20 protein-coding genes are annotated in these 26,694 nt (G+C 71.1%); 13 read left to right on the top strand and 7 right to left on the bottom strand.

The genetic code is table 11. The features are described 5' to 3' along the window. Positions 1 to 1,767: condensation domain-containing protein (locus tag AB0436_RS22710; protein ID WP_366469743.1), on the top strand; the 1,767-nt coding region annotated here is incomplete at its 5' end. Continuing rightward, the gene (locus tag AB0436_RS22705; RefSeq protein WP_366469742.1) at positions 1,764 to 4,649 is read left to right on the top strand and encodes an amino acid adenylation domain-containing protein; all 2,886 of its coding nucleotides are present in this window, start codon (positions 1,764 to 1,766) and stop codon (positions 4,647 to 4,649) included. The genes AB0436_RS22710 and AB0436_RS22705, both read left to right, overlap by 4 nt. A 209-nt stretch (positions 4,650 to 4,858) precedes the next feature. Here the strand turns inward: AB0436_RS22705 and AB0436_RS22700 are convergent, their stop codons facing one another. Continuing rightward, the gene (locus AB0436_RS22700) at positions 4,859 to 6,760 is read right to left on the bottom strand and encodes a BTAD domain-containing putative transcriptional regulator (RefSeq protein WP_366469741.1); all 1,902 of its coding nucleotides are present in this window, start codon (positions 6,758 to 6,760) and stop codon (positions 4,859 to 4,861) included. Between the two features lie 376 nt (positions 6,761 to 7,136). On the opposite strand from AB0436_RS22700, the gene AB0436_RS22695 reads away from it, so the two are divergent. The 4 genes from AB0436_RS22695 (at position 7,137) to AB0436_RS22680 (ending at position 12,305) form a co-directional block, all read left to right on the top strand. After that, positions 7,137 to 8,975 carry a BTAD domain-containing putative transcriptional regulator gene (locus AB0436_RS22695; protein ID WP_366469740.1) on the top strand — a complete coding sequence of 613 codons (1,839 nt, stop codon included), beginning with the start codon at positions 7,137 to 7,139 and terminating at the stop codon, positions 8,973 to 8,975. 55 nt (positions 8,976 to 9,030) lie between these two features. Next, entirely contained in the window at positions 9,031 to 9,705 is a 675-nt protein-coding gene (locus AB0436_RS22690) for a DUF4097 family beta strand repeat-containing protein (protein WP_366469739.1), read from the top strand. A gap of 110 nt (positions 9,706 to 9,815) precedes the next feature. Beyond that, positions 9,816 to 10,439, top strand: a complete 624-nt coding sequence (pdxH, locus tag AB0436_RS22685) for a pyridoxamine 5'-phosphate oxidase (RefSeq protein ID WP_366469765.1) — start codon at positions 9,816 to 9,818, stop codon at positions 10,437 to 10,439. A 417-nt stretch (positions 10,440 to 10,856) separates the two neighbouring features. Next, positions 10,857 to 12,305, top strand: a complete 1,449-nt coding sequence (locus AB0436_RS22680; RefSeq protein ID WP_366469738.1) for a PAS domain-containing protein — start codon at positions 10,857 to 10,859, stop codon at positions 12,303 to 12,305. A 26-nt stretch (positions 12,306 to 12,331) separates the two neighbouring features. Here the strand turns inward: AB0436_RS22680 and AB0436_RS22675 are convergent, their stop codons facing one another. Further along, positions 12,332 to 13,111, bottom strand: a complete 780-nt coding sequence (locus AB0436_RS22675) for an SIS domain-containing protein (RefSeq protein ID WP_366469737.1) — start codon at positions 13,109 to 13,111, stop codon at positions 12,332 to 12,334. A gap of 167 nt (positions 13,112 to 13,278) precedes the next feature. Between AB0436_RS22675 and AB0436_RS22670 the strand changes: the two genes are divergently transcribed. Both AB0436_RS22670 and AB0436_RS22665 read left to right on the top strand, forming a co-directional pair. Further along, positions 13,279 to 13,971 (top strand): metal-dependent transcriptional regulator, encoded by a 693-nt coding sequence (locus AB0436_RS22670; protein WP_366469735.1) that lies wholly within the window; start codon positions 13,279 to 13,281, stop codon positions 13,969 to 13,971. A gap of 576 nt (positions 13,972 to 14,547) precedes the next feature. Then, complete coding sequence (locus AB0436_RS22665) at positions 14,548 to 15,411, top strand: alpha/beta hydrolase (RefSeq protein ID WP_366469734.1); 864 nt, start codon at positions 14,548 to 14,550, stop codon at positions 15,409 to 15,411. A 57-nt stretch (positions 15,412 to 15,468) separates the two neighbouring features. On the opposite strand, the gene AB0436_RS22660 is transcribed toward AB0436_RS22665, so the two are convergent. Genes AB0436_RS22660 through AB0436_RS22650 form a run of 3 tightly spaced genes read right to left on the bottom strand, consistent with a single transcriptional unit; the run spans position 15,469 to position 18,662 of the window. After that, positions 15,469 to 17,166 carry a transporter gene (locus AB0436_RS22660; protein WP_366469733.1) on the bottom strand — a complete coding sequence of 566 codons (1,698 nt, stop codon included), beginning with the start codon at positions 17,164 to 17,166 and terminating at the stop codon, positions 15,469 to 15,471. Continuing rightward, the gene (locus AB0436_RS22655; protein WP_366469732.1) at positions 17,163 to 17,939 is read right to left on the bottom strand and encodes an ABC transporter ATP-binding protein; all 777 of its coding nucleotides are present in this window, start codon (positions 17,937 to 17,939) and stop codon (positions 17,163 to 17,165) included. Before AB0436_RS22655 ends, AB0436_RS22660 begins: the two co-directional genes overlap by 4 nt. Before the next feature lie 54 nt (positions 17,940 to 17,993). Continuing rightward, the gene (locus tag AB0436_RS22650) at positions 17,994 to 18,662 is read right to left on the bottom strand and encodes a bifunctional DNA primase/polymerase (protein WP_366469731.1); all 669 of its coding nucleotides are present in this window, start codon (positions 18,660 to 18,662) and stop codon (positions 17,994 to 17,996) included. 259 nt (positions 18,663 to 18,921) lie between these two features. On the opposite strand from AB0436_RS22650, the gene AB0436_RS22645 reads away from it, so the two are divergent. Both AB0436_RS22645 and AB0436_RS22640 read left to right on the top strand, forming a co-directional pair. Next, positions 18,922 to 20,310 carry a transcriptional regulator gene (locus AB0436_RS22645; RefSeq protein ID WP_366469730.1) on the top strand — a complete coding sequence of 463 codons (1,389 nt, stop codon included), beginning with the start codon at positions 18,922 to 18,924 and terminating at the stop codon, positions 20,308 to 20,310. Between the two features lie 297 nt (positions 20,311 to 20,607). After that, complete coding sequence (locus AB0436_RS22640) at positions 20,608 to 21,960, top strand: hypothetical protein (RefSeq protein WP_366469729.1); 1,353 nt, start codon at positions 20,608 to 20,610, stop codon at positions 21,958 to 21,960. Between the two features lie 5 nt (positions 21,961 to 21,965). Here AB0436_RS22640 and AB0436_RS22635 read toward each other — a convergent pair whose 3' ends face one another. Beyond that, positions 21,966 to 23,273: an ABC transporter substrate-binding protein gene (locus tag AB0436_RS22635; RefSeq protein ID WP_366469728.1), complete on the bottom strand. Its 1,308-nt coding sequence runs from the start codon at positions 23,271 to 23,273 to the stop codon at positions 21,966 to 21,968. A gap of 170 nt (positions 23,274 to 23,443) precedes the next feature. Here AB0436_RS22635 and AB0436_RS22630 point away from each other — a divergent pair, with 170 nt between their 5' ends. Genes AB0436_RS22630 through AB0436_RS22620 form a run of 3 tightly spaced genes read left to right on the top strand, consistent with a single transcriptional unit; the run spans position 23,444 to position 25,484 of the window. Continuing rightward, positions 23,444 to 23,890, top strand: coding sequence for a hypothetical protein (locus tag AB0436_RS22630; protein ID WP_365857285.1), 447 nt, complete (start codon positions 23,444 to 23,446; stop codon positions 23,888 to 23,890). Between the two features lie 29 nt (positions 23,891 to 23,919). Beyond that, on the top strand, positions 23,920 to 24,771 hold the full coding sequence (purU, locus tag AB0436_RS22625; protein WP_366469727.1) for a formyltetrahydrofolate deformylase: 852 nt from the start codon (positions 23,920 to 23,922) through the stop codon (positions 24,769 to 24,771). A gap of 50 nt (positions 24,772 to 24,821) precedes the next feature. Beyond that, positions 24,822 to 25,484, top strand: a complete 663-nt coding sequence (locus AB0436_RS22620) for a histone deacetylase (RefSeq protein WP_366469726.1) — start codon at positions 24,822 to 24,824, stop codon at positions 25,482 to 25,484. 16 nt (positions 25,485 to 25,500) lie between these two features. Here the strand turns inward: AB0436_RS22620 and AB0436_RS22615 are convergent, their stop codons facing one another. After that, positions 25,501 to 26,694 (bottom strand): zf-HC2 domain-containing protein, encoded by a 1,194-nt coding sequence (locus AB0436_RS22615; protein ID WP_366469764.1) that lies wholly within the window; start codon positions 26,692 to 26,694, stop codon positions 25,501 to 25,503.

Genomic DNA, 26,694 nt, shown 5'->3' with positions numbered 1-26,694 from the left:
TCGTTGCCGGAGTACATGGTGCCGTCGGTGTTCGTCGAGCTGGACTCGCTTCCGCTGACTCCGAACGGCAAGATCGATCGTCGGGCGCTGCCGGATCCGGATGACTCGGCTGTGGACACGTATGTCGCGCCGCGTAATGCCACCGAGGAGCGTATTGCCGCGGTCTGGGGTCGGGTGCTGGGTCTGGAGCGGGTGGGTGTCGAGGACAATTTCTTCGACCTGGGTGGTCACTCCATCAAGGCCATCGCGCTGGTCGGCGCGTTGCGTGCTGAGGGCTTCGAGGCGGGTGTCCGGGATGTGTTCCAGCACCGGACCGTCGCCGGACTCGCCGCCGAACTCGGCGGCGCGGAGCCCGGCGCGGAGTTCACTCCCGCAGCACCGTTCTCGCTCGTCACCGAGCAGGTGCGGAAGACGCTCCCCGCTGGTCTGGTCGACGCGTACCCGCTCTCCAAGGTGCAGCTGGGCATGCTGGTCGAGATGCTCGCCGGGGACGGCCTGAACAAGTACCACAACAGCTCGACGTTCAGGATCAAGGACGGCCGGCCGTTCGACGCCGACGCCCTGCGCCGCGCCGCGCGGACCGTCGTGGCGCGCCACGAGATGCTCCGTACGTCCATCGAGCTCGAGGAGTTCGACGTACCACTGCAGCTGGTCCACGAGAGCGCCGACGTCCCCGTCACCGTGCACGATCTGCGGGGCCAGGACGCCGAGCAGTTGGCGGCATCGCGGACAGCGCACATCGCACGGGAGCGGGGCGAGTTGTTCGACCTTTCCCGGCCACCCCTGCTCCGTGTCTCCGCACTCGTCGAGTCCGACGAGGCCTGGCACCTGGGCTTCACCCACTGCCACGCGATCACCGAGGGCTGGAGTCAGCAGTCCCTGCTCCTGGAGGTGCTGAGCCTCTACCGCTCGTACGCCTCCGGAGAGGAGCCGGAGCAGCACGAGCGGCCGGCCGTGCGCTACGCCGACTTCATCGCGGCGGAGCTGGAGTCCCTGGAGTCGGATGACGACCGTGCCTACTGGCAGCAGATCGTCGACCAGCACGCCATGACCGTGCTGCCGCCCGACTGGGGGGACAGCCCCGGAGTACCGCGCGAGGACTTCAAGCTGTCCATCGAGTTCCGCGATATCGAGCCCGAGCTGCGGGCGCTTGCCAAGTCCACCGGCACCTCGTTCAAGGCGGTACTTCTGGCCACGCATCTGAAGGTGCTCAGCACGGTCACCAACGAACCGGCCTTCCATACCGGTGTGCTCTACAGCGCGCGTCCGGAGGAGCCGGGTGCCGAGCGGGTGTACGGCATGTACCTCAACACCCTGCCGTTTGCCCACGACCGCAGCGCGCGTACCTGGAGCGAACTGGTCCGGCAGGTTTTCGACCGTGAGGCGGAGGTCTACAGCCATCGTCGTTATCCGCTTCCCGCAGTGCAGCGACTGGGCGGCGGGCGACGGCTGTTCGACATCATGTACCGCTATCAGGACTTCAACCAGACGCTCGGCGACGGGCCGGTGGACTGGGAGGCCGGGGCCGGCGACAGCTCCAACGAGTTCACCCTGTCGATCGCGAACGTGCCGGGGCGGCTGGTCCTGCGGGCCGTCAGTACCGGCCTGAACCGGACGAACGCCGAGCGGCTGGCGGGCATGTACCGGGCGGTGCTGGAGGCCATGGCCGCCGATCCGGACGGCGATGTGAACGCGGCGCTGCTGTCGGCGACGGAACTTACCCAGGTCCTCGAGGACTGGAACGACACCGAGGTGGAGTGGGGATGAGCAGGTACGTGCATGAGGTGATCGAGGCGACAGCCGCCGCGACACCCGACGCCATCGCCGTACAGACGGGGAAGGAGACCCTCACCTACCGCGAGCTCGATGTCCGGGCGAACCGCATCGCGCACCATCTGCGGGCGGCCGGGGTGGGACCGGAGTCGGTGGTCGGCGTGCTGCTGAGCCGTGGCCCCGACACGCTGCCCTGCCTGCTCGGCATCTGGAAGGCGGGTGGCTCCCACCTGCCGCTGGACGCCGGACTGCCGGCCGGCCGGCTGAACTACATGCTGGAGACCGCCGGCGCCCGGCTGATCGTGACCGCGGGTGACCTGGCCGAACGTGTGGGGGAGGGGTATGCGGGAGAGTTCGTCCATCTGGACCGTGCGCGCGCGGAGATCGACGGGCTTCCTGCCACCGCTCCGGACGGGCCGGCAGTAAGCGATCCGGAGGACCTCAAGGAGGAGGGCCGTAAGCACCGGCTCGCGTACACCCTCTTCACCTCCGGCTCGACGGGACGCCCCAAGGGCGTACAGATCGGCCAGTACGCCCTGCTGAACCTGCTCTTTTCGCTGCGCCGGTGTTACGGGTCGGAGCCGGAGCACGTGTGGCTCGCCGCGACCTCGTTGTCCTTCGACATCTCGACGGCCGAGGTGTATCTGCCGCTGATCTCCGGTGGCCGGGTGGTACTCGCGGACGACGAGGAGTCGAACGATCCCGCCGCTCAGCTGGAACTGATCGACAACACCGGGGTGACCCATCTGCAGGCCACCCCGGCCGGGTGGAAGCTGCTGCTGGCCGCCGGGCTCGGCCGCCGACCACTGGTCGGGGTGACGGGGGGCGAGGAATGCCCGCTGCCGCTGGCCCGGGAGCTGCGCAGCCGGCTGGACACGCTGTTCAACCAGTACGGTCCGACCGAGACCACGGTCTGGTCGCACGCCTGGGAGGTGGTCCCCGACCCCGGCAGCGTGGTGCTCGGGCGGCCGTTCCCCAATTACCGGGCGTACGTGCTCGACACCGCGCAGCAGCCCGTTCCGGTGGGAGTGGCCGGTGAGCTGTACATCGCCGGTGCCGGTACGGCGCGTGGCTATGTGGGCCGGCCCGGGCTGACAGCCGAGCGGTTCGTCCCGGAGCCGTTCGGCGGTCCGCCCGGCTCACGGATGTACCGCTCCGGCGACCTGGCTCGCTTCCGGCCCGACGGAGAGCTGGAGTTTCTCGGGCGGATCGACTTCCAGGTGAAGATCCGTGGCTACCGGATCGAGCTGGGCGAGATCGAGGAACTGCTGCTGAAGCACCCGGGAGTGCGGGACGCGGTGGTGGTCGCCCGGGAGGACACCAGCGGCGAGAAGTGGCTGGCCGCCTATGTGGTCGCGGACCGTTCGGACGGCGATGAGGAGGTCGGCCAGGGAGAACTGCGTGACTACCTGGCCGCCTCGCTGCCTTCGTACATGGTGCCCACCGCCTTCATGATGCTGGCCGCCATGCCGCTGAGCCCGGCAGGAAAGCTCGACCGGACGGCACTGCCCGCCCCCGGCCGTACGGCGCTCGTCGCCGACCGGGAATATGTGGCACCGCGGAACAGGACCGAGCAGCTGTTGGTGGACACCTGCGTCGAGGTGCTGGGCGTGGCCGAAGTGGGTGTACGGGACCGGCTGATGGACCTCGGCGCCGACTCCATGCGCATCGTCCATGTGATGACGGCCGCCCGGCGGGCCGGACTCGACCTCACGCTGCGGATGCTGCTGGACAGCGAGACCATCGAGGACCTCGCGGTCGCACTTGATGGCGGATCACCACAGGGTACGGACGAAACCGATGGGGGAGGAGAACCGATGCCGGTTCTGTCTGCGGCGCGGCCAGCACTGAGTACGCCCGAGATAGCGGCGGTGATGGAGGCCCATGGGGTGCCGGGCGCGGTGGTCGCCCTGCTCAGGGACGGCCAGCTGGTCAGTGTGCTGGCTCATGGGACACGGAGTGTCGAGACCGGTGCTCCGGTGACCCTGCGGACCCGCTTCCAGGCCGGATCGATCAGCAAGCATGTGACCGCGTTCGCGGCGCTGCGGCTCGTCGACTGGGGTGTGCTCGACCTGGACGCGGACATCGACGGCTATCTGCGTGACCGCCGGGCGCCCAGGGCGGCCGGCGGGAACCCGCTCACCCTGCGTCACCTGCTGTCGAACACCGCGGGACTGTCGCAGACCCCGAGCGCCTGGTGGCGGCCGGACGAGGCCATGCCGGAGCTGTCCGCGGTACTGGACGACGTCTGCGCGGAGCATGAGCCCGGTGCGCTCTTCCGCAAGGCGGGAAGCCAGTGGGCCATGGTCGAGCAGCTGCTGCTCGACGTGACCAGGCAGGAGTTCCAGGAGCTGGCGGCCGAGCTGGTGTTCCAACCGCTGGGCATGCGGGACAGCACCTTCCTGCCGCCCGCGGTCACGGACGGTCGCGTTGTCGGGGGGACGAGCCCCCAGGACGTGGCCGCGGGCCATGACCAGCACGCCCGTCAACTGCTCGGCGGCCACCGGGTGCGGCCGGTGCACGCGGGCAGCGGACTGTGGTCCACGCCCGGCGACCTGGCGCAGCTGGCCGTCGAGATCCGGCAGGCTCACCTGGGCCTGTCGGGGCTGCTGTCCGCGAAGCTGGTGGGCACGATGCTCACGGAGGCCTTTCCCGGCAGCTTCTACGGTCTGGGCACGGTGGTCGACGGATCATCGGCGGATCCGGAGTTCGGGCACGGCGGTCAGACCGCGGGCTTCCGCGCGCTGACCTCGATGCAGCTGCGTTCCGGCAACGGCTGTGTGGTGATGACCAACTCGGACAACGGGAAGCATGTCTACAAGGCGGTCGCCGCGCTGTTCGGCCGGGAACTCGAACTGGCCGCGGACACGGACTGATCGCCAGGCCCCATCGATCCGGTCGCGCCGGTCCTGTCCGGCAGCAGAACGACCGGACAGGACCGGCACGACCCGGGCTGCCCCACCCGCCTGTGGGGCTGCCCGGGTGACGGTCCTGTGTCAGGGTTACGGGTTCACGGGTTCGCCCCGGGGCTTCCAAGGCGTGCGCGGCCGGCGGTGTTGGCCGCGCACGCCCGGGCTTCCCTTGCTCACGTCCGTGATCGCGCTGCCACGCATGCGAGGGCGGGCCAGCCGTTGTGGAACCGCTCGAGCGCGGCTCTTCGCTCCTCGTCGCTCTCCTCGGCCTCCGCCCGCTCCCGGGCGAAGAGCCGCACCAGGTTCTGGAACCTGTAGCGGATGGGCGGACCCGAGCCCGGCACGACCTCCACCAGGTGGGCGTCGACGAGCTGTTCCACGAGGCTTTCGGCGTCCATCGGATCGGTATCGAGTACGGCGGCACCGGCCCATGCCGCGAAGTCGGCCGTGTTCAGCAGAGCGAGCCGCCGGAAGAGCCGCCGACCGGCGACCGGCAGGGCCCGGTAACTGAGCTCGAATCCGGCCCGTACCCCGCTTCCCGAGGGGCTGAGTTCGTCCATGAGCCGAGCCGGATCCTCCAGCCGCGTGGTCAGATGCCGTACCGACCAGTGCGGCTTGGACACGAGGCGGGCACCGGCGATCTGCAGGGCCAGCGGAAGCCCGTCGCACAGTTCGCCCAGCCGGAGCGCGGCCGCCTGATCGGTTGCCACCCTTTGCTCGCCTACGAGTTCGGCGAGCAATTGAGGAGCTTCCGCCGGGGCGAGGGCGCCGAGCCCGACCTGGACCACGGTGTAGTGGCTGATCAGGTCCTCGATGCGCTCGCGGCTGGTGATCACCACGCAGCAGCGGCCGTTGCCGGGCATCAGCGGCCGGATCTGGTGGAATGACCGGGCGTTGTCCAGCACGATCAGCACCCGTTTGCCGTCGAGCACGCTGCGGAAGAGCGCCGCCCGGCCGCCCAGGTCGCCGGGTATCCGCGAGGCGGGTACGCCGAGCGCCCGGAGAAACCGTTCGAGTGTGCTGAACGGCGAGATCAGCGTGTTCCGTTCGTCGAAGCCATGCAGGTCGGTGAAGAGCTGTCCGTCGGGGAAGCACTCGGCGGCCCGGTCCGCCCAGTGGAGTGCCAACGCCGTCTTTCCGATGCCGGCGACTCCGCTGATGGCGGCCACAGCCACCGGGGCACGGCCGGACCGCTCGTCCAGCAACCGGTCGAGCGAGGCGAGTTCCGCCCCCCGGCCGGTGAATGACGCGGGAGCCGACGGAAGTTCGGCCGGCGCGCTCTCCTCCGGAGCAGCGGTGGGTATGGCGGTCGAACCGGATAGTTCGGGAGAGTCGTGGAGCACGAGTTCGTGCAGTTCCCGGAGCTCGGGACCCGGTTCGATGCCCAGCTCCTGCACCATCAGGTCACGGCCCTCACGGAACACCTCCAGCGCCTCTGCCCTCCGTCCCGCCCGGTAGTGGGCCAGGATCAGATGGGCCCTGGCCTGCTCCCGGAGCGGATGTTCCGTCACCAGTGCGGTGAGCTCCGGAATCAGCGACTCGAAACGGCGCAGTTCGAGGCGCAACCCGGCGTGTTCCTCGCGTACGTCGAGATGGGTTTCCTCCAGCCGGGTGGCCTCCTCATCGATCCGGCGACCGGTGACGCCGTCCAGGAAGCGGCCGCGCCAGAGGGCGAGCGCCTCGGTGAAGAGGTCGCAGGCTTCCTCGGGCCGGCCTTTGCGTGTGGCCCCCCGTGCACGGCTCACCAGCTCATCGAACTCCGCGACGTCGATGCGGTGTTCGAGGAGATTGATGGTGTAGCCCGGGTGCGAGGTGGCGATGAGTTCGCCCGGCCCCGCTGCGTCCTTGAAGAGCTTGCGCAGCCCGGCCACGCAGATGGCGATCTGGTTCCGCGCCGTGGCAGGTGCGCCGCTCGGCCATACCGCGTCGGTGAGTGCGTCCACCGACACGGTCCGACCGGGCGTCAGCAGCAGCATGGCGAGGATGGTGCGGTGACGCGGGCCGCCGAGCCGGATCGATTCCCCGTCGATCCGAACGTCTAACGGCCCGAGAAGTCTGAAAACAGCTTCTTTCATCGTGCAGGATCCTTCCCCCCGTTGACCAGCACATGTCCCGGATGCTACCGGTGTCCACATTGTGAGCACCTACTGCCGGGTATATCCACAGGTGAATCACTTGCGAGGAGGTGACTTTTAGATGTGGTTGAAATTCGAACTTCATTTGGGTGGGTCGCCGCCTCTGGCAGGAGGCTGAACTGCGGTTTTGCGGTGGCTCGATGTTGGTTCCATAACTGCTGGTCAGGTGCGTGTGTCTTATGTCACTTGGGAGCCCCGCATGAACGCGGACAGTGCCACCGACCTGCGACCGAAATCGAAGTGATAACCGCCCGAAAGGCCCTTCTCCTACGTTTACGAGTTGTACGCATGGTGTAACCACTGAACGGGGCGATGCATGGACTTCCGAATTCTCGGTCCAGTTGAGGCGTGGCACGGTGATGACCGGGTCGCGCTGTCCGGCTCGAAGGTGCATACGGTACTGGCCGCCCTCCTACTGGCCCGGGGACGTGTCGTCTCGGACTCACGACTCAGCTCCCTGCTGTGGGGCTGGGATCCGCCCGCCACCGCCAACGCCCAGATCTACACCTACATATCCCGGCTGCGTAAACACCTGGGGGACGAGGTGGAGATCGTGCGGCAACAGCCTGGCTACCGGTTCGTCACGAACAGCAGTCGCGTCGACCTGCACCGGTTCGAGGCACAGGCGAAGGAGGGCCGGGAGTGCCTGCAGCGGCAGCAGTTCGAGCGGGCCGGTGAGCTGCTGCGCTCGGCGCTGGACCTGTGGCAGGGGCCCGCACTCGCGAACGTCACCGAACATCTGCAGGACGTGGAGCTGCAACCACTCGAGGAGGCTCGCTCCCGTGCCCTGGAGAACCGCATCGACGCGGACCTCGCCCTCGGCCGGCACGAGCAGATCATCGCCGAACTCACCGCGCTGGTCGCTGAGTACCCCGCACACGAGCGGTTGCGCGCCCAGCTCATGACCGCGCTCTACCGGTGCGGCCGGCAGTCCGACGCCCTGCTCGCGTACCACGAGGGCCGCAAGGTGCTCGCCGAACAGCTCGGGGTGGACCCGGGCGCCGCCCTCGATCTCACCTATCAGGCGGTACTCGGCGGTGAGCTGGGGCAGGAGTCTCCCGCCCCGATGGCCTCCGGCCGGCACCCGGAGATACCGGCGATGCTGCCACCCGACATAGACGACTTCATCGGCCGAAGCGCCGAACTGGCCACGCTCGCCTCGGTGATCGCACCGGCCGGTACCAGGGATTCCTCGCGGCCGCGCCGGATCCTGCTCACCGGGATGGGCGGCATCGGCAAGACGGCCCTGGCCGTACACGCGGCGCACGCCGGCGCCCACCACTATCCGGACGGCCAGTTGTACGTGGACCTGCGCGGTCCCGACGGGGTGCCGAGAGAGCCTCGGCAGGTGCTCGTCATGCTTCTCAGGGCGCTGGGCGAGCCTGCCCTCTCCGAGGGGCGCCCGATCACGGACGACCTGGAGGAGTTGGTCCGCCTCTACCGCACCCGCACCTCGGGCAAGCGTCTGCTGATCCTGCTGGACAACGCTGTCAACGAACGTCAGCTGGGCCCGTTGCTGCCGGGCAGTGCGGATGCCGCAGTCGTGGTGACCTGCCACACCCAACTGACCCGGGTGGCAGGTTCCTACACTCTCGCCCTTCCGCCGCTCGACGACGCCGAGGCGCTGGCGTTGCTCGCCTCGGCGGCGGGCCGGTCCCGGATCGCCGCCGACCGGGACGCCGCCGCCGACCTGGTCGCCTACTGCGCCGGGCTGCCCCTCGCGCTGCGTATTGCCGGGGCCCGGCTGGCATCGCGGCCGCACTGGCCCGCCGCCTGGCTCGCGCGCCGGTTGTCCGACCCGTGGACCCGGCTGGCCGAGCTGACCTTCCGTGACCTGAGCATGCGTGAAGTCCTGCTGCCTTCCCTGCGGTTGCTCGACGGCCATGCCCGTTCCATGCTGGCCGGTCTCGGCGGGATCGGCGTCGGCCCCTTCTCAGTAGGCTGGGCGGCAGCCCGGTTCGGCGTCTCGGAGACCGAGGCCGAAATCGGCCTGGAAAGCCTGGTCGACGCGGCGCTGCTGGAGATCAGCGGCGTCGACCGGGAAGGCCGGCTGCAGTATCGCTGCCATGAGCTGGTGCGGCTCTATGCGGCAACACAAGGACACCCCAACACCACGCCGACCGTCCCCCCCCTTCGCGCGCACGCGGCGAAGTAACCCTGGAGAACCAGTGAAGCCCTCACCCCTCACCCGATCCTGTCTCGTAGCGGCCGTGACCGCCGTGCTGAGCGGCGCACTCCTGACCGGTTGCAAGGGAGGAGGGAGCAACCAGGAGACCGACACCCGCTCGTTCACGGTCTCCGACAAGGTGACCGCGCTCTCCATCGAGGCCCCCGGCGGCGGCATGGAGGTGATCGGCGACTCGGGCAGCACCGTGCGCGTCACCGAGACGATCACGTACACGGGGGACAAGCCGAAGACCGGCCGTGAGGTGTCCGGCGGGAAACTGTCGCTCTCCGCGGGCCCCGACTGCGGCCCCATCGACGACTCCGACTGCGATGTGACCTATCACGTGAAGGTGCCCAGGACGCTGGTGTCCGTGCGGCTGGTCGAGCTCGGGGGCAGTATCACGGTGAAGAACCTGGACGGGACGGTCGACGCGCGCACCACGGGCGGTTCGCTGCGGGCCACGGAGCTTGCGGGGAAGAGTCTGGTGGCCCGGGTCTCCGGAGGAGAGATGTCGGGGAACTTCACCCAGGCCCCCGACAAGGTGGACGTGGACACCAACGGCGGCAACGTGTCGGTGAAGGTCCCCGGCACCGCCTCCTACGCGGTGGACGCGAAGTCGACGGGCGGTAGGACGAACGTTTCGGTGAACGACGACCCCGGCTCGGCCCGCACCATCAAACTGCGCACTGTGGGGGGCGACGTGTCGCTCGCGTCGTGACGCGGGCGCCTCGTGACGCGGGCATGCCGTGACGCGAGCGGGGCCCTCGGTACTCGCGGCCTGTGCGGCAGGATGGCCCTGTGTCGAACCATGATCTGGATCTTGCCGCGATGCGCGAGCAGTACCGCACCACCGTCCTCGCCGAGTCGGAGCTGGCCCCCGGGCCGATGGAGCAGTTCTCCCGCTGGTTCGGGGAGGCGGTGGAGTCCGGTCTGTTCGAGCCGAACGCCATGGTGGTCGGCACCGCTACACCGGAGGGCCGGCCGTCCTCCCGCACCGTGCTGCTCAAGCACTACGACCGGCGCGGTTTTGTCTTCTTCACCAACTACGGCTCGCGCAAGGGTCGCGAACTCGCCGCCAATCCAGCGGTGACGCTGCTCTTTCCCTGGCACCGGATCGCCCGCCAGGTCATCGTCACGGGCACGGCCGCCCGGATTCCCCGGGAGGAGACGGTCGCCTACTTCCGTACCCGTCCGCACGGCTCGCAGCTCGGCGCCTGGGCGAGCGCCCAGTCGTCGGTCATCGACGCCCGCGAGGAGCTGACTGCGCGTTACGAGGAGTTGGCGGAGCGCTACCCGAAGGGCAGTGCGGTGCCGGCGCCACCGGAGTGGGGCGGTTTCCGGGTCACACCCGAAACCGTGGAGTTCTGGCAGGGTCACGAGAACCGGCTGCACGACCGGCTGCGGTTCGTGGGCGGCAGCGGCGGCTGGCGGGTGGAGCGGCTCTGTCCGTAGCCCGGCGGCCGGGCGGGAGCCGACTGGTCACGGCCGTCGGATCGGCTGGTCACGGCTTCCGGAAAGGCAGAAACCCGCGGGCTCTGGTTCCTCCGGAGAGGAGCCGGCCGGACTTACCGGCGAGCCCGCGGGTCGGTGACTGCTTGGGATTGGCCGGCGGTCTGCCGGCACTGCACAGAGTGCGACAACGGGCCGTCAGCCCGCAGCCACCTCGCGAGTCCGAGAAGACTTCACTTCCGAACCACCTCCTTTCGGCGTGACACCCACATTAGGCACCGCCCCGACGCGGCTCAAGTGATTTATCGGGACGCAAATTTTTCACCGAACGCGGTGTGTGACGCATCACGTTCGCGTTGAATGATCCGACGTGCGGTACGTGCAGTACATGCAGCGGACACGTCCTGTTGGGGGTACCAGGTGAGTGCTTCCCGGATCGAGGCGACCAGCGCGCTGGGGCCCGACGAGCCGGAGCCGGGCGGGGGATCCGGAGCGGCCGGTGGGTCCGGACCGGGCCAGGAACCGGCTGCCGGCCCCGGCGGGGCAGGCTCCGATCTGCTGGCCGCGCTGCTCGACGGGATGGACGCCGCGCTCTGCGCGTTCGACGCGGACGGCGTGATCACCCATTGGAACCGCGAGGCCGAGCGGATCCTCGGCTGGTCCGCCGAGGAGGCCGTCGGGCGTACCGGCTTCGCGGGCTGGGCGGTGCGGACCGCCGACGCGGACGAGGTGCAGGGGCGGCTGATGGCCGCGATGACCGGTGAGGGGCGGCAGGTCCACGAGTTCGCGCTGCTGCGCAAGGACGGCGGCCGGGTGCTGGTGCGGACCCAGTCGGCCGGGGTGCGCGGCACCGACGGTAAGCCCGCCGGGGTGTACTGCGCTTTCGGCGAGGTGCACGCCCAGATCGATCTGGAACGGGGGATAGCGCTCAGCGAGGCGATGTTCGACGACGCGGCGTGGGGCGTCGTGCTGGTCGACGTCGATCTGCGGCCGACCGTGGTGAACGCCCACGCGGCGCGGGCGCTGAGCGCCGGTCGCACCACCCTGCTGGGACGACCCCTGGGCGAACTGATCGTGCAGGGGGTGGACGAACTGGAGGGCGCGCTGCAACACGTGCTGGCCGAAGGCGCGCTGCCCGCCCCCACCGAGCTGTGGGTGACGCTGCGGACCGCGGAGGGCGAACGGCGTCGGTGCTGGCGCAGCGGTTTTCTGCGGCTGGCCTCACCGCTCGCCGAGTCACCGGTGCCGCTCGGCGTCGGCTGGCTGTTCCGGGACGTCACCGAGGCCAAGCTGGCCGAGCAGGAGTCGAGCCGGCTGCGCTTCCGCAGCAATCAGCTGCACCGGGCGTCCCATGCGGCCGCCGAGTGCGAGGACCCGATGGAAGCGGCCGCGTCGTATCTGGACTACGCGCTCGCGGGCTTCGCCGACCACGCGCTGATCGACGTCGCGCTGATCGACAAGGCCACCGGGGAGCCCGGCGGGCGGTTGGTCCGGGCTGCCGGGACGCCGTCCGGCCGGGCGGACGGACCGTGTCTGCCGGTGGCCGGCGCCTCCCTGCCGGTGCGCTATCCGGCCGGGCACCCGGCGTTCCAGGCCGTGGAACGGATCGGCGCGGTGCGCGCGAGCGCGCCGGCGGCCGGGCCCGCGGCGGCCGAGTGGGCGGCGGACCGACAGTGGCCCGAGTCCACCGTGCACGCGCTGTGCACGGTGCTGCGCAGCCGGGGGCGGACGCTCGGCGTGGTCACCTTTCTGCGCGGGCCGAGCCGCAGCGCCTTCGAACGGCCGGACGCGGTGTACGCGGAGAGCGTCGCGGTCCGGGTGGCGTCGGCGGTCGACCTGGCGCAGAGCCTGCGGAGCGGTGCGCCGTAGCCCGCTGGGGAGAGGGTCTGCGGTGGTCAGTGCCGGTAGAAGATCCGGTCGCCGTACTCCGTCATGACGCGCCCGTTCCACTCGTGGCCGCCGTCGACGTTTCCGGACCGCAGCAGCGGCGGCTCGATGCCGCGCCGGGCCAGCTCACCCGCCGCGGTGGCCATCATCGCCTGCATCAGCGCACTGGTGACCACGGTCGAGGCGGGCGCGAAGGGCGCGTCGACCCCGTCGAAGGTGAGCTCGGCGTCGCCCACCGCGATCCGGCTGTCGAGCACGATGTCGCAGTGGTCCTTGAGGTAGCTGCCCGAGGCGTGCCGGGACTTCGTCTCCTTCGTGTACGCCACCGAGGTCACCCCGATGACCTTGATCCCCAGTGCTCGCGCGTTCATGGCCATCTCCACCGGCAGCGCGTTGCGCCCGGAGAGCGAGATGATCACCAGCAGGTCGCCCCGGCGGGCGGGGCTCGAGTCGAGCACGGCGCTCGCGAGGCCGTCCACCCGCTCCAGGGCCGAGCCGAGGGTGGCCGGCATGACGTCGACGCCGACCGTGCCCGGCACGGCCAGCAGGTTCATCAGGGCCAGGCCGCCTGCCCGGTAGACGACATCCTGCGCGGCGAGCGAGGAGTGACCCGCCCCGAAGGCGAACAGCCTGCCGCCCGCCTCGACGGTGTCGGCGACGGCGGTACCGGCCGCTGTGACGTTCTGCTGCTCCTCGTCCCGTACCAGCCGCAGCAGGCCGATCGCGGCGTCGAAGAACTCCCCGGCAAGGCTGCTGCTCCCGCTGTTCCCGCGGCTCTCGCTGCTCATGCGGATCACCGTGCGGTCCGGACCAGCGCGGTGTCAACACCGCACCGCGCGCATACGGGCCGAGCCCGGACCGCTGCGTCCGGCCCGGCCCGGTTGTCGCCGGTATGCGTCAGACTTGAGCCAGGGCAACAAGCGGCAGCGGAACGCAGCGGAACATAGGGGCACGTATGAGCGGGCTGATCGACACGACGGAGATGTACCTCCGCACCATCCTCGAGCTCGAGGAGGAAGGGGTGGTTCCCATGCGGGCCCGGATCGCGGAGCGGCTCGACCAGAGCGGCCCCACGGTCAGCCAGACGGTGGCCCGGATGGAGCGGGACGGCCTGGTGGCGGTCGCCAGCGACCGTCATCTGGAGCTGACCGACGAGGGCCGCAGGCTGGCCACCCGCGTCATGCGCAAGCACCGGCTGGCCGAGTGTCTGCTGGTCGACGTGATCGGCCTGGAGTGGGAACAGGTGCACGCCGAGGCCTGCCGCTGGGAGCACGTGATGAGTGAGGCGGTGGAGCGGCGGGTGCTCGAGCTGCTGCGCCACCCCACCGAGTCGCCGTACGGCAATCCCATTCCCGGCCTCGAGGAGCTGGGCGAGAAGGCCGAGGCCGATCCGTTCCTGAACGCCGGCATGGTGTCCCTGGCCGACCTGGACCCGGGGGCCGACGGGAAGAACGTGGTCGTCCGGCGGATCGGCGAGCCCATCCAGACGGACGCCCAGCTGATGTACACGCTGCGCCGCGCGGGTGTGCAGCCCGGTTCGGTGGTGAGCGTCACGGAGTCGCCGGGCGGTGTGCTGGTGGGCAGCGGCGGGGAGGCCGCGGAGCTCAATGCCGACGTGGCTTCGCACGTCTTCGTCGCCAAGCAGTAGCCGTTCGGCGATGACCGTGCAGACGGCCGTGCAGGCGACTGTGCATTGCGGAGGAAAAGCCCCGGAGGTGCCCAAGCCGTGCAAGGCTGGCCCCGGATGGCCTGACGGCGCGGGGCTGATGCGGCTCGGTTCGCCCGTCCGGCCAGGGGAGCGGCCGGACAGGACCTAGGGGAGGGAGCAGGCCGGATGTGCCTGGCATGCGCGGATTGCCGGACTCGGCTCGGGGCCCGGACTCGGACCAGGACCCGGAGCGAGGAGGGCCCCGGCGCCCTGGAGCGCCGGGGCCTGACCTCCCCATGTGCCGACCCGGAGCCCCGAGCTCCCAGGGTCGGCCTGTCGGACCCTCATCCCCGAGTGGTCCGCCTCCCGCAGAAAATCTCCCCGCGGCAGCAACCCTCAATCCTTGCCGGGTGTCACTCGAACGTGGGGTGTTCAGGGCGGCAACCGCATTTTCGAATGCGAGTTCGATAGCCTGACGTGACCTGATGGGCCCGGCGAGACGGACGGGCCGTGCAGCACGGCCTGCCGGACGAGCGGGACCGACCACCCGGGGGAATGAAGGGGGTGCCAGAACACATGCGGCGCATCGACGTGACCGGACCCGACGGCGTACGCCTCGCCGCCTGGGAGTTCGCCGACCCGCCCAAGGAGCGCGGCGGCGGGCCGGACCCCGCTCCCGGCGTCTTACTGCTGCACGGTTTGATGGGCCGCGCCTCGCACTGGGCTTCCACCGCCCGCTGGCTCTCCGAGCGGCATCGCGCGGTCGCCCTCGACCAGCGCGGCCACGGCCGCAGCGACAAACCGGCCCACGGCCCCTACACCCGGGAGGCCTACGTGGCCGACGCCGAGGCGGCGGTGGTCCAGCTGGGCCTGGGTCCGGTCACCCTGATCGGCCACTCGATGGGCGCGCTGACCGCCTGGCAGCTCGCCGCCAAGCGCCCCGACCTGGTCCGGGCTGTGATCATCTGCGACATGCGGGCCTCCGCCCTGGGGATCGCGTCGCAGCGGGAGTGGGAGGACTGGTTCAAGTCCTGGCCGGTGCCGTTCGCCACCCTCGCCGACGTACGGAAGTGGTTCGGCGAGGACGATCCCTGGGTGGAACGCCCCAATCCGGCCCGGGGGGAGTTCTACGCCGAGGTGATGGCCGAGCGGTCCGACGGCTGGCGCCCGGTCTTCTCCCGCAGGCAGATGCTGATGTCCCGGGAGACCTGGGTCTACGACGCGCACTGGGACGACCTCGCCCAGGTCCAGTGCCCCGCCCTGGTGGTCCGCGGCCTCGACGGCGAGCTGGGCCGCGCCGAATCCCAGGAAATGGTCCGCGTGCTGCCCCGCGGGCAGTACGCCGAGGTGGCCGACGCCGCCCATCTGGTCCACTACGACCAGCCCGAGGCGTGGCGCGCGGCGATCGAGCCCTTCCTGGACGCGGTGGCCGCGAAGTAGCCGGTCGGCGCCGCGAAGCAGCCGGTCCGCGCGGCCGCCCGGACCGGCGTCGGCTTCTCAGCCCTTGCTGACGGCGGTGAGGATCTCCGGCAGCCGGGCCGCCGCCTGCGGCGCCGCCACCCGCAGCCCCAGCCAGCCGACGAGCGTCCCGTACACGACCCCCAGCGGGAGCAGCACCCAGAGCCAGCCCCGGGCCCCGGTGAGATGCAGGGTGATCAGCAGCGCGATCACCGGGGAGCAGAGCAGGGCCGCCGAGACCATCCCGCCGAAGATGGAGATCCAGGCGAGACCCGCCTGGCCGGGCGCGACGTTCTTGTGCGCGTTGTCCTGGGGGATGGAGTACGGGAAGCGCGCCGAGGTCACCGCCCCCGTCCCCAGCATCGCGCCCAGCAGTGCGAACGCCAGCCCCATCGCCTCGGGCAGCGCCGACCAGACGCCGAGCAGCGCCGCGGTGACCACCGTGACCAGCGCCGTGTACGGCAGGGTGATCACCAGCAACGCCAGCGCCCGCGAGCGCAGTTCGGCGTAGGCGTCCCGCTCCGATGAGATCGTCTGGGCGACCATCCAGAAGGCCGAGGTGTCCTGGCCGAACTGGTTGTACATCTGGATGCCGAGCATCCCCGCGGCGAAGCACGAGAAGTAGACCGAGCCGCTGCCCTGGATGGCGTTGAACAGCGGGACGATCAGGCCGATCGCCAGCGAGGCGATCCACGCCGCCTTGGTCTTCGGGTCCCGCCAGATGTAGCGCAGCGTCCGCAGCATCACCGCGCCGGTACGGCCGCCGGGCAGGAACCGCGAGATGCCCGCCGCGGACTCCTTGCGGCCGGGCCCCGACGCGGCGAGCGTCGAGCCGTCCGGCGCCGTCATGAGCCGGACCAGGGTGCGCTGCCAGGCCAGCAGCAGCAGTGCCAGGCAGGCCGCCGCGATCAGCAGCTGCGCCGCGGCCTGCCCGTACGAACCATGGGCCGCCGAGTCCACCGCGCCGATCGCCGACGCCGGCGGCAGCCACCGCAGGATGTCGCCGGTCGGGTCGAGCGCGGAGAGGCCACCGGCCCTGCCGAGCCGCTGCGCGCCGAGGTTGACCACCTGGATGCCGACCGCGATCACCAGTCCGCTCAGTACCGCGAGGTCGCGGCCCTTGCGGGAGGTGAGCAGCCGGACGTTGGCGGCGGCCACCGCTCGGGCCAGCGCCACGCAGACCAGCAGGGCGAGCGGGACGCCGAGCACGGCCACCGCCGCGGCCGCCGGTCCTGTCGCCACCGCGATCGCCGAGCCGAGCACCAGACAGAGCGTGAACAGCGGGCCGATGCCCACCAGCGAGGAGACCAGCAGCGCGCGTACCAGCGGCTCCGGGCGCAGCGGCAGCATCACCAGACGGCTCGGGTCCAGCGTCTCGTCCCCGCTGGGGAAGAACAGCGGCATCGCGGCCCAGCCCACCGCGAGGACGGTCAGCAGGAGCGTGGTGAGGGTGCCCGCGTGCGCGTTGCCGTGCAGCACGACCAGGCCGAGCAGCAGCAGCGCCGCGAAGAACAGCGCGACCAGCATCGAAGCGATGTATGCGGCCCGACGGCCGGAGGACCGGCGCAGCCCGTTGCGGAGCAGCGAGAGCTTGAGGCGGACCAGGACCGGCGTGAGTGCGGCCGTGGCGGGCCCGGACGGTGCCGGGGCAGCCGGTCCGGATCCGGCCGGTTCGGGACGGTCCGGTCCCGGTCCGGCCGGACCCGGAGCGGCCGGACCCTGGGCGGCGGCCGTCATCGGGGGCCACCGCCCAGCCAGTCGAGACTGTCGCCGGTATCGACGCTGCCTGCGCCCACCAGTTCCAGGAACGCCTCCTGCAGGGACCGCGCGGAGCCCCGTACTTCGGCCAGCGGCCCCTGGGCGCGGATGCGGCCCGCCGCCATCACCGCCACCCAGTCGCAGAGCGACTCGACCAGCTCCATCACATGGCTGGAGAAGACGACCGTCGCGCCGGAGCGGGTGTAACGCTCCAGAACCCCGCGGATGGTCTGCGCCGACACCGGGTCGACCCCCTCGAACGGTTCGTCCAGGAAGAGCACTTCGGGGTTGTGCAGCAGGGCCGCCGCCAGACCGATCTTCTTGCGCATCCCGGTCGAGTAGTCGACGACGAGTTTGTGCTGGGCGCCCGCCAGATCCAGTACGTCCAGGAGCTGGCTGACCCGCTTGTCCACCTCCGCGCCGGGCAGGCCGCGCAACCGGCCGCTGTACGCGAGAAGTTCGCGCCCGGAAAGCCGTTCGAAGAGTCGCAGGCCCTCGGGCAGTACCCCGATTCGGGACTTGACCGCGACCGGGTCCCGCCACACGTCGTGGCCGGCCACCCGGACGGTGCCCTGGTCGGGACGGAGCAGACCCGTCACCATCGACAGGGTGGTGGTCTTGCCCGCGCCGTTCGGCCCCACCAGGCCGATGAACCGGCCTGCGGGCAGTTCGAGGTCGATCCCGGCGACCGCGATCTGTTCCCCGAACCGCTTCCACAGTCCTTCTACGCGTACGGCTGCCTGGTCCGGCATGGTGCGACGCCCTTCGAAGTCCCTGCTCTTGCAGACACCCTACGGGCGCGGCGCTCAGCCGCGGCGGCCCCGGGCCCCCTGACCGCAGGCATAGGCCAACGGGTTGATCAACTCCTCCGCGTCCGGCAGCCAGCGGTTGGCCACCGTCGGCCGGCGGGCCCACTGCACGGCCCCGCCGGAACCGACCCGGGTCGGCGGAGCAGCCACGTAGTCGCCCTCGCCGCGCACCGACAGGTCGACGGCGGAGAGGGTCCAGCCCAGCCCGCTGACCAGAGCGGGCACCTTGGCGCCGGCGCCCGGCAGTACGAAGAACTGCATCCGGCGGTCCGGGGTGCAGGTCACCGGGCCGAGCTCCATGCCCAACCGCTCCATCCGCGCCAGCGCCAGGAAACCGGCCGTTTCGGGCACGTCGATGGCGTCGAAGGTGCGCCCGGTCGGCAGCAGCACCGAGGCCCTCGGCTGCTGGGACCACAGGGTGCGGGCGGCGACGGCGCTTCCCGTCGCCAGGGTCGCCCAGTCGGGGCGCGTGGGGTGTGCGCCGGGCGCGGGGCACGCCGGGTCCGCGCAGGAGCAGCGCTCGACGCCCTCCATCGCCTCCAGCCAGGTGCCGGGGAGCACGTCCCAGTGCCGCTCCTCCGCGTACCGTACGGCGCTGTCCAGCAGCAGCTCCGCTCGCTGCTGCGGGATGTGGGCGGCTTCGGCGGCGGTGATGGTCTCTTTCACGAACAGCTCAACTCCCGCCGTCACCTGGGGTTACGGGCCCTCGTTGTCCGGGAGAGCGGCGGTCCTCCGGCATACGGGGCGCATGGAGGCATGAGCGGGGGCGCGCATGAGGTTGCACCCCGGTGAACGGGTATTCCTCTGCGGGGATGCATGGAGAGTGCCGGGATTACTCCCGGCTTCCACCGCATTCTCCCGACATTTGCCGGGCAGTGATCAACCTGACCAGAGCAGTGATCGCCGCACGCCACAGGGGGTATTCATGGCCGCCAGGCCTCTCGTCGCCCGTCAGCCGAACGAACGACTGCAGGCGCTCATCCAGGAAGCCGGCTGCTCCAACGCCGGTCTCGCCCGCCGGGTGAACATGGTCGGCGCCGAGCGCGGCGTCGATCTCCGTTACGACAAGACGTCCGTCGCCCGGTGGCTGCGCGGCCAGCAGCCGCGGGGGCGGGCGCCGGGCATCATCGCCGAGGCGCTGGGCCGCAAGCTCACCCGCACGGTCACCATCGACGAGATCGGCATGGCCGACGGCAAGAACCTCGCCTCCGGCGTGGGGCTGCAGTTCTCGCCGACCGTGCTCGGCGCGATCGAGCAGGTCTGCGAGTTGTGGCGCAGCGATGTCGGGCGCCGCGACTTCCTCTCCGGCTCCACGGTGGCCGCATCGGCCCTGGTCGAGCCGAGCCGGGACTGGCTGATCACCGGCACCGACCCGCAGGTGGCGCGGGCCACCGGGGCGCGGGTGGGAGCATCCGACGTCGCGGCGGTGCAGGCCACCACGGCGGCGCTCACCGAGCTCGACCACCGATTCGGCAGCGGACATGTGCGGCCGATCATCGTCCACTACCTGAACAGTGTGGTGTCCGGGCTGCTGGCCGGCTCGTACCGCGAGGCGGTGGGACGGGAGCTCTTCGCCGCGGTCGCCCGGCTGACCGAACTCGCCGGTTACATGGCCGTCGACACCGGCCAGCCCGGCCTCGCCCAGCGCTACTACATCCAGGCCCTGCGGCTGGCCCAGGCGGCGGGTGACCGCGGTTACGGCGGCTACGTCCTGGCCGCGTCGATGAGCCACCTCGCCGCCGAACTGGGCAACCCCCGCGAGATCGCCCAACTGGCCCGGGCCGCGCAGGAGGGCGCCAGGGGCCGGGTCACGCCCCGTGCCGAGGCGATGTTCCACGCGGCGGAGGCCCGGGGCCACGCCCTGCTCGGCGACGCCCGGGCCACCGAAGCGGCGGCCGGGCGGGCGCTGGCCGCGATGGACCGCGCGGAGTCCGCCACCCGGTCGGGCGACGACCCGGCGTGGATCGCCCACTTCGACGGTGCCTACCTGGCCGACGAGTTGGCGCACTGCCACCGCGACCTCGGCCAGGGCGCGGCCTGCGCCCGCCGCGCCGAGGAGTCCCTCTCCGGCCTCCCCGAAACCAAGACCCGCCGCCGCGGCATCGCCCTCACTTTGCTGGCCACCGCCCAGGTCCAGCAACGCGAGATCGAACAGGCCTGCCGCACGGGCATGAGGGCGGTGGAACTCCTGGGCACGGTGCGGTCCAGCCGGGGGGCGGAGTATCTGGAGGACCTGCGCCTGCGGTTGGAGCCGTACGGGGAGGAGGCGCCGGTGCGGGAGTTGGGGGCGCGGATGGATCTCCAGGCGGCGTAGGGGGCGGCGGGGCGGGTGGCCTCAAGCGCCGGCCGGGCTGGGTTTTGCCGGTCGGTAACCGTCTGTGCCTGCACGATTGGCACAAGGCCGGCACATTCCAGCCCCTCCGGCGCTTGAGGAGCCGGGTCCGGGGCGGAGCCCCGGTTCGGGAAGGTGGGGGTCCCCCCGGCCGGAGGCTGGGGGAGGGTGGGGGAACAGCCCCGCGCAGCGCTCCCGCCCCACCTCGTAGCAGACCCCTAGGTTCACCCGGTAGCGTGAACCGACGATTCCGTAGGTCCACGCGCAGTAGGAGTCCCGGTGACGCAGAACGGACAGGGCGACGAGCCGCAGCTTCCCGCTGTGCGGCGCGCGCACGAAGGTGTCGTGATGCCGGCCGATGGAAGTGGGCCGTACGTGCCCGAGGTTGCCGGTGAGCACACCGTGCCCGCAGGCGGCCAGCCGTGGGGCCAGCCCTGGGGCCCGCAGGCCGCCCAGCCGCAGCCTCCCCAGGCGCAGCCCCCGCAGGCGCAGCCCCCGCACTACCAGTCCCCGTACCAGCAGGCCGCCCCGCAACCCCCTCCCTACGCCCAGCCGTTGCCGCCCGAGGCCGTCCCCGGCGCGGGTGACAGCGACGCCACGCAGTACATAGCGCCGATATCCCTGCCGCCCGAGAACCCGGCGGAATCGACCCAGTTCCTCGGCTACCAGCAGCAGCCCGCCCCCGGACCGCTCGGCTCCGACGCCGACCCGACGCAATTCCTGCCGCCGGTCCCGGCCGCCCCCGTCGCGGCTCCGTACGGCATCAGACCCGGTGCCCCGGAGGACCGGCAGCCGCCCGCCGAGTTCGACAGCCTCTTCCGTACGGACGGTGGCGGGACGGGGCCGCAAGCGGCCGGCGAAACGCAGCAGTTGCCCCGTTTCGACCCGCAACAGCCCTACGGCAACGACCCGTACGTCCAGCAGCCGTACCAGCAGCAGCCACCGGCACAGCCGTACGCCCCGCAGCCCGTCACCCGCGCCGCCGAAGGAGACGAGCGGCGGCGGTCCCGTACGCCGTTGATCGCCGCCGTGGTCGTCGGCTGTGCGGTGCTCGGTCTCGGGGCGGGGGCGCTGCTCAGCGGGGGCGGATCGGGCGGCAGCAAGGACGACAAGGAGCCGGTCGCCGCCACGTCGGCGGAGGCATCGAAGTCGCCGCAGGCCGCTGCCGACCCGGCCAGGCCGCAGGCCGTCTCGCTGGACAAGCTGCTCGGTGACAGCAACAACAGCCGCTCGGCCGTGATCGCCGCGGTCGGCAACATCAGGTCCTGCCAGAACCTGCCGAAGGCGGCGGCGGATCTGCGGGGCGCGGCGAAGCAGCGACGCGGCCTGGTGACCCGGCTCGGCGCCCTCGCCGTCGACAAGCTCCCGAACAACGCGCAGTTGTCGGCGTCCCTCACCAAGGGGTGGAACGCGTCGGCCACCGCCGACGAGCAGTACGCCGCCTGGGCCCAGAAGGTCGCGGCCGCCGGTAAGAAGGGCTGCAAGCACGGCCACGCCAAGCGCACCGCCGAGGCCGGCCGGGGCGACAAGGCGAGTGGCGATGCGACCTCGGCGAAGAAGCAGGCGTCGACCCTGTGGAACGCCATCGCCGACAAGTACAGCCTGACCGAGCGCCGGGGCGACCAGCTCTGACCCGCTCATTCCGCCCGTGACGCCTTCTCCAGCGTGGGCCCCACATCCACGGCGTCCTTCTGCACCGCCACCAGCTGCCCGTCGCGCACCACTTGGTAGGTCACCCGGTGGTTGACGAGCCGCGGGAAGTCCCGCGATGCCAGCAGGTCCTGGAAGCGCCACCGCAGGGTGGGTGTGAGCCCACCGGTGTGCACGGCGAGGCCGCTGTCCAGCGCACGGGTGAGATCGTCCGCCGTGATGTGGTCGCGGTGCAGCGACTCGATGGTCTGCCGCAGCACCGAGTAGGCGATCCAGGCGGTCTGCACGCCCGCGTCGGCCGGGTCGATGCGGTTGTCGTCGAACGCGGACTTGTCGATCACGTCGCGCATCGGCTGCCAGCGCGGATCGCTCGCCTGCGGGTACCAGCCGGTGACGTACGCCCCCTCGAAGGGGCTCCTGGCGCCGCCGGTGCTGTCGATGAGCCCTTGGCTCACGCTGCCGAGCACCGAGGCCACCCTGACCTTCTGGCCGGGCCTTTCGAGCCGCCGGAAGGAGTCGAAGAAGGTCTCGGTGCGGTCGCCGAGGGCCGCCGTCACGCATCCCCCGGCGGCCCGCGCGGCCGCTGCCGCCGTTCCGATCCGGCCCGGCAGTCCGGGGTCGGCGCCCGCCGCTGTCAGCGCCGCCCCGGCGGGGCCGCTGTACTCGCCGGCGTCCGCGGTGGTGCGGATGTCGGTGGCCGGCCCCCGGTGGCTCTCGGCGAGGCCGGTGTCGAGCAGGACCGGCAGCTCGTCGCCGTCGACGGTCTCCGGCCGTACCAGCGCGATCCGTTCGCAGTCGCGGGCCAGTTGCTTGCCGTTGCCGGCCAGTAGTGCGGCCTGCCCGCCGTTGACCGGATAGGAGAGCGACGAGCGGAACTCCTCGGAGGAGGCGCCGTAGCCGCCGATGTAGGGGATCCCGGCGGTTTCGAGCGGCGGCATGAACGACTGCCCGTAGATGCTGTACGAGCCGACGACCGCGATCGCGTGGTCGGTGACCGCCTGCCGCGCGCAGGCCGCCGCGCCGAGCAGCTCGTTGTGGTCGTTGCAGGTGACGATCCTGAGCCGGTGCCCGTCGATGCCGCCCTGTGCGTTCACCCAGCGTGCGTAGGCCGACGCCATGGCGGGCATCCCCGGCATATTGGTCGCGTCGGTGCCTTCGGTGGCCCAGGTCATGACCGTGACGGGGTCCCTGGAGCCCCCCGATGCGCCGGCCGTCCCGCCACAGCCGGTGAGCAGTGTGGCCCCCACAGTCATACAGAGTGCGAGGACGGTGAAGGAACGTCGCCAACCGGTCATGTCCCCGGACCCTTCCGTGCCCCGGGTAACGCACCGGTGGCCCGCCCTCAACGGCGGGTGACCGCAGAGTGAATTCCAGGGGGCGGGAAGCCTCCACAACCGGGGAACGTACGATCGAAATCGTGCAAGCTTCCCCGAACGCTTCCCGTCACGGCCGTCGCTCCACCACCATGGGCGGCATGCCGCTCAACGACATGCCGTGGTGGCGCTGGCGCGCCAATGTGCGCTCGGCGCTGCATATGCTTTCCGATCCGGTCTTCCACCAGGAGTGCTGGCTGGCCGGGCGGGCGGAGTACGGGGACATCACTGACGCCGTGTACCGGCTGGTCGAGGACACCTGGCTCGACAACTGGTCCGCCGAGAAGTACGTCGGCACGGTGTTCCGGGACTCCGGTGAGGCCGCGCTCGTCGATGTCGCGGTGCTGCGGGTGCTGCGCATCATGCACCAAGTGGGAGCGGATGCTCCTGTATCGGTCTATATGGAACATCACGGCTGGCCGGAGGCGGTCCGGGCGGCACGGGAGGCCCACGTCCGGCTGGCCACCGCCGACGCGGACGATCCGGACGCGCCTCCGCGGACCCTGGAAGTGCTCCACATCATGACCAGAGCCCTCTGAGGCCGAACGTTTGTGGCACCCTGTTCCGCATGACCGACCAGTACGTCCTCACTCTCTCCTGCCCGGACAAGCAGGGCATCGTGCACGCCGTGTCGAGCTATCTGTTCATCACGGGATGCAACATCGAGGACAGTCAGCAGTTCGGGGACCGGGACACCGGTCTCTTCTTCATGCGGGTGCATTTCGCCGCCGAGCAGCCGGTGTCCCTGGACAAGCTGCGGGCGAGTTTCGCCGCCGTCGGTGACGCCTTCGCGATGGACTGGCAGATCCACCGGGCCGACGAGCGGATGCGGATCGTCCTGATGGTCAGCAAGTTCGGCCACTGCCTGAACGACCTGCTGTTCCGCTCCCGCACCGGCGCGCTGCCGGTGGAGATCGCGGCGGTCGTCTCCAACCACCCCGACTTCGCCGAGCTGGTCGGTTCGTACGGGATTCCGTTCCGCCACATCCCGGTGACGAAGGACAACAAGCCGGCCGCCGAGGCCGAGCTGCTGGAACTCGTCCGCGCCGAGGACGTCGAGCTTGTGGTGCTCGCCCGCTACATGCAGGTCATCTCCGACGACCTGTGCAAGGCGATGAACGGCCGGATCATCAACATCCACCACTCCTTCCTGCCGAGCTTCAAGGGCGCGAAGCCGTACCACCAGGCGCACGCCCGTGGTGTGAAGCTGATCGGCGCGACCGCACACTATGTGACGGCCGACCTGGACGAGGGCCCGATCATCGAGCAGGAAGTCGAACGGGTGGGGCATGACGTCACCCCGGAGCAGCTCGTCGCGATCGGCCGCGACGTGGAGTGCCGGGCGCTGGCCCGAGCGGTGAAGTGGCACGCGGAGCACCGGATCCTGCTCAACGGCCGCCGCACGGTGGTCTTCGACTAGGTCCTGTCGTCCAGGTCCTGTCGTCGGTGCCGCTGATAGCGTCGTCCGTCATGGACGACATCCGGCAGGCCACCGTCCGGCGCATCCGACGGGTGGAGCCGACGGCCGCCGGTGCTTCGGCCTCTGACGGGCTGGTGTGGTACGCGGCGTACGGCTCGAACATGCACGCCGACCGCCTGGCGTACTACATCGAAGGCGGCCGGCCATCCGGTGGGGCGCGTCACTACCCGGGCTGCCGCAACCGCCGACTGCCCGAGCAGACCGTGCCGGTGCTGCTGCCCGGTGTGCTGTACTTCGCCCTGGAGTCGCTCGTGTGGACCGGCGGCATGGGCTTCTACGACCCCGACGGGGCCGGCGAGATGCCCGCCCGCGCCTACCTCGTCACCGCCGAGCAGTTCAGCGACATCGCCGCCCAGGAGATGCACCGGGACCCCGGCACGGACATCGACCTGACCCGGGCGCTCGCCACCGGCCGCGACCGGCTCGGCCCCGGCCGGTACGAGACCCTGGTCTGCCCCGGCGCGATCGACGGCATCCCGGTCTTCACCTTCACCGCCCCGTGGAGCCTCGCCGAGGCCGAGCTGAACGCGCCCTCCGCCGCGTACCTCGGCAACTTCGCCACCGGCCTCATGGAAGCCCACGGATGGACCCCGGAGCGCTCCGCCGAGTACCTCGCCACCCGCCCCGGCGCCACGGGCAGCCGGACGCCCTAGCGGCCCGGACCCCCTGCTACAGCCGTGACATCGAAGCCGTGGCGGACAGCACGTCCCGGATCGCCTCGCGGTCGCCGTCCTGGCCCGCCACGGCCTCATCGGGAGGCACATGCCCGGCCGCCAGTCGGCAGAACTCCGCTCCGTCGAGTGCGACATGCGCCACCGCGTGGTCCGCGGAGCCCACCGCACCAGGGGAGTCCAGCGCGATGTACCAGTCACCGCCGCCCGCGCCCTCGATCTCCAGCCGCAGCGAACGGCCGGGCGCCCCGGCGGGGACCAGCTCGCGCGGCGGGGCGGCGAGCCCCGCCCGCCGTCGGCCGGCCAGCGTGGGCGGGAGCAGCCGGGCGGCCAGGTCGATCATCCGGTGCATATGCGGGCCGGCCGGCGGCTCGTACGGATAGTCCACCGCCTCCGCGATGTCGGCCGCGTGCACCCAGCACTCGAAGGCCCGGTCCAGCATCGCATCCCGCAGCGGCAGGCTGAACTCGCCGTACGGCACGGGCAGTTCCGCCGTCCCGCCGCCCGCGAAGGAGACCGTGCGGATCAGCGTGTGGCTCTGCTCGCGCCACGGTTCGCGGATCGTCCCGGTCGGCGGGGCGGCGAGTGCGCGCCAGTACCGCGTGGTGCGCTCGGTCGGGGAACGGGGGAACGACTGGCCGTCCGGTGCGGTCGGGGAGGTGTCGCCGAGGACCTTGCGCAGCGCGTCGTCCAGGCCGAGGGCCGCCGAGACCAGGCCGTCGACCGTCAGCAGGTGCCCGATGACACCGGCGACCGTGGTCCGGCGGGAGGCCGCCTGTTCGTGCTCGTACCACTTGAGCCGCACCGGGGCGTGCCATTCGGCGTCACCGAAGTCGTTGAGCAGGGCGTCGAGCCGGGCCGTCTCCGCGTCGTACGGCACCGCCCAGTCCGGCACCGGTATGCGGGCCGGCCGGCGCCCCAGGCACCCCCGGAGCACACGGGAGCGCAGCATCGGGTCGAGGTCCAGATTCCGCTCGGAGTGCAGCAGCGCCACCGCGTCCCGCAGCCGCAGCGCCTCGTCGGCGCACGGCGCGCAGTCGGTGAGGTGCGCCTCGACGGCGTCGGTCTCCTCGAAGGAGCACGCCGACAGCGCCCAGGCGCCGAGCAGCGACTTCAGCACCCGGTGGGAGAGCGTCACCGGCGGCTCCGGCAGTATCGAGAGATCGTCGGCCGCACCCCGCGGGCCCGGTAT

The organism is Streptomyces sp. NPDC051322, assembly GCF_040689485.1.
GTDB lineage: Bacteria > Actinomycetota > Actinomycetes > Streptomycetales > Streptomycetaceae > Streptomyces.
The sequence above is the reverse complement of the archived record's forward strand: the minus strand, read 5'-3'. Positions and strand labels throughout refer to the sequence as shown.

What these genes read in the sequence shown, in the direction of transcription:
- AB0436_RS22705 (WP_366469742.1), top strand. Translation starts at nt 1,764, where the DNA reads ATGAGCAGGTACGTGCATGAGGTGATCGAGGCGACAGCCGCCGCGACA.
- AB0436_RS22700 (WP_366469741.1), bottom strand. Translation starts at nt 6,760, where the DNA reads ATGAAAGAAGCTGTTTTCAGACTTCTCGGGCCGTTAGACGTTCGGATC.
- AB0436_RS22695 (WP_366469740.1), top strand. Translation starts at nt 7,137, where the DNA reads ATGGACTTCCGAATTCTCGGTCCAGTTGAGGCGTGGCACGGTGATGAC.
- pdxH (WP_366469765.1), top strand. Translation starts at nt 9,816, where the DNA reads ATGCGCGAGCAGTACCGCACCACCGTCCTCGCCGAGTCGGAGCTGGCC.
- AB0436_RS22675 (WP_366469737.1), bottom strand. Translation starts at nt 13,111, where the DNA reads ATGAGCAGCGAGAGCCGCGGGAACAGCGGGAGCAGCAGCCTTGCCGGG.
- AB0436_RS22670 (WP_366469735.1), top strand. Translation starts at nt 13,279, where the DNA reads ATGAGCGGGCTGATCGACACGACGGAGATGTACCTCCGCACCATCCTC.
- AB0436_RS22665 (WP_366469734.1), top strand. Translation starts at nt 14,548, where the DNA reads ATGCGGCGCATCGACGTGACCGGACCCGACGGCGTACGCCTCGCCGCC.
- AB0436_RS22660 (WP_366469733.1), bottom strand. Translation starts at nt 17,166, where the DNA reads ATGACGGCCGCCGCCCAGGGTCCGGCCGCTCCGGGTCCGGCCGGACCG.
- AB0436_RS22655 (WP_366469732.1), bottom strand. Translation starts at nt 17,939, where the DNA reads ATGCCGGACCAGGCAGCCGTACGCGTAGAAGGACTGTGGAAGCGGTTC.
- AB0436_RS22645 (WP_366469730.1), top strand. Translation starts at nt 18,922, where the DNA reads ATGGCCGCCAGGCCTCTCGTCGCCCGTCAGCCGAACGAACGACTGCAG.
- AB0436_RS22635 (WP_366469728.1), bottom strand. Translation starts at nt 23,273, where the DNA reads ATGACCGGTTGGCGACGTTCCTTCACCGTCCTCGCACTCTGTATGACT.
- AB0436_RS22630 (WP_365857285.1), top strand. Translation starts at nt 23,444, where the DNA reads ATGGGCGGCATGCCGCTCAACGACATGCCGTGGTGGCGCTGGCGCGCC.
- purU (WP_366469727.1), top strand. Translation starts at nt 23,920, where the DNA reads ATGACCGACCAGTACGTCCTCACTCTCTCCTGCCCGGACAAGCAGGGC.
- AB0436_RS22620 (WP_366469726.1), top strand. Translation starts at nt 24,822, where the DNA reads ATGGACGACATCCGGCAGGCCACCGTCCGGCGCATCCGACGGGTGGAG.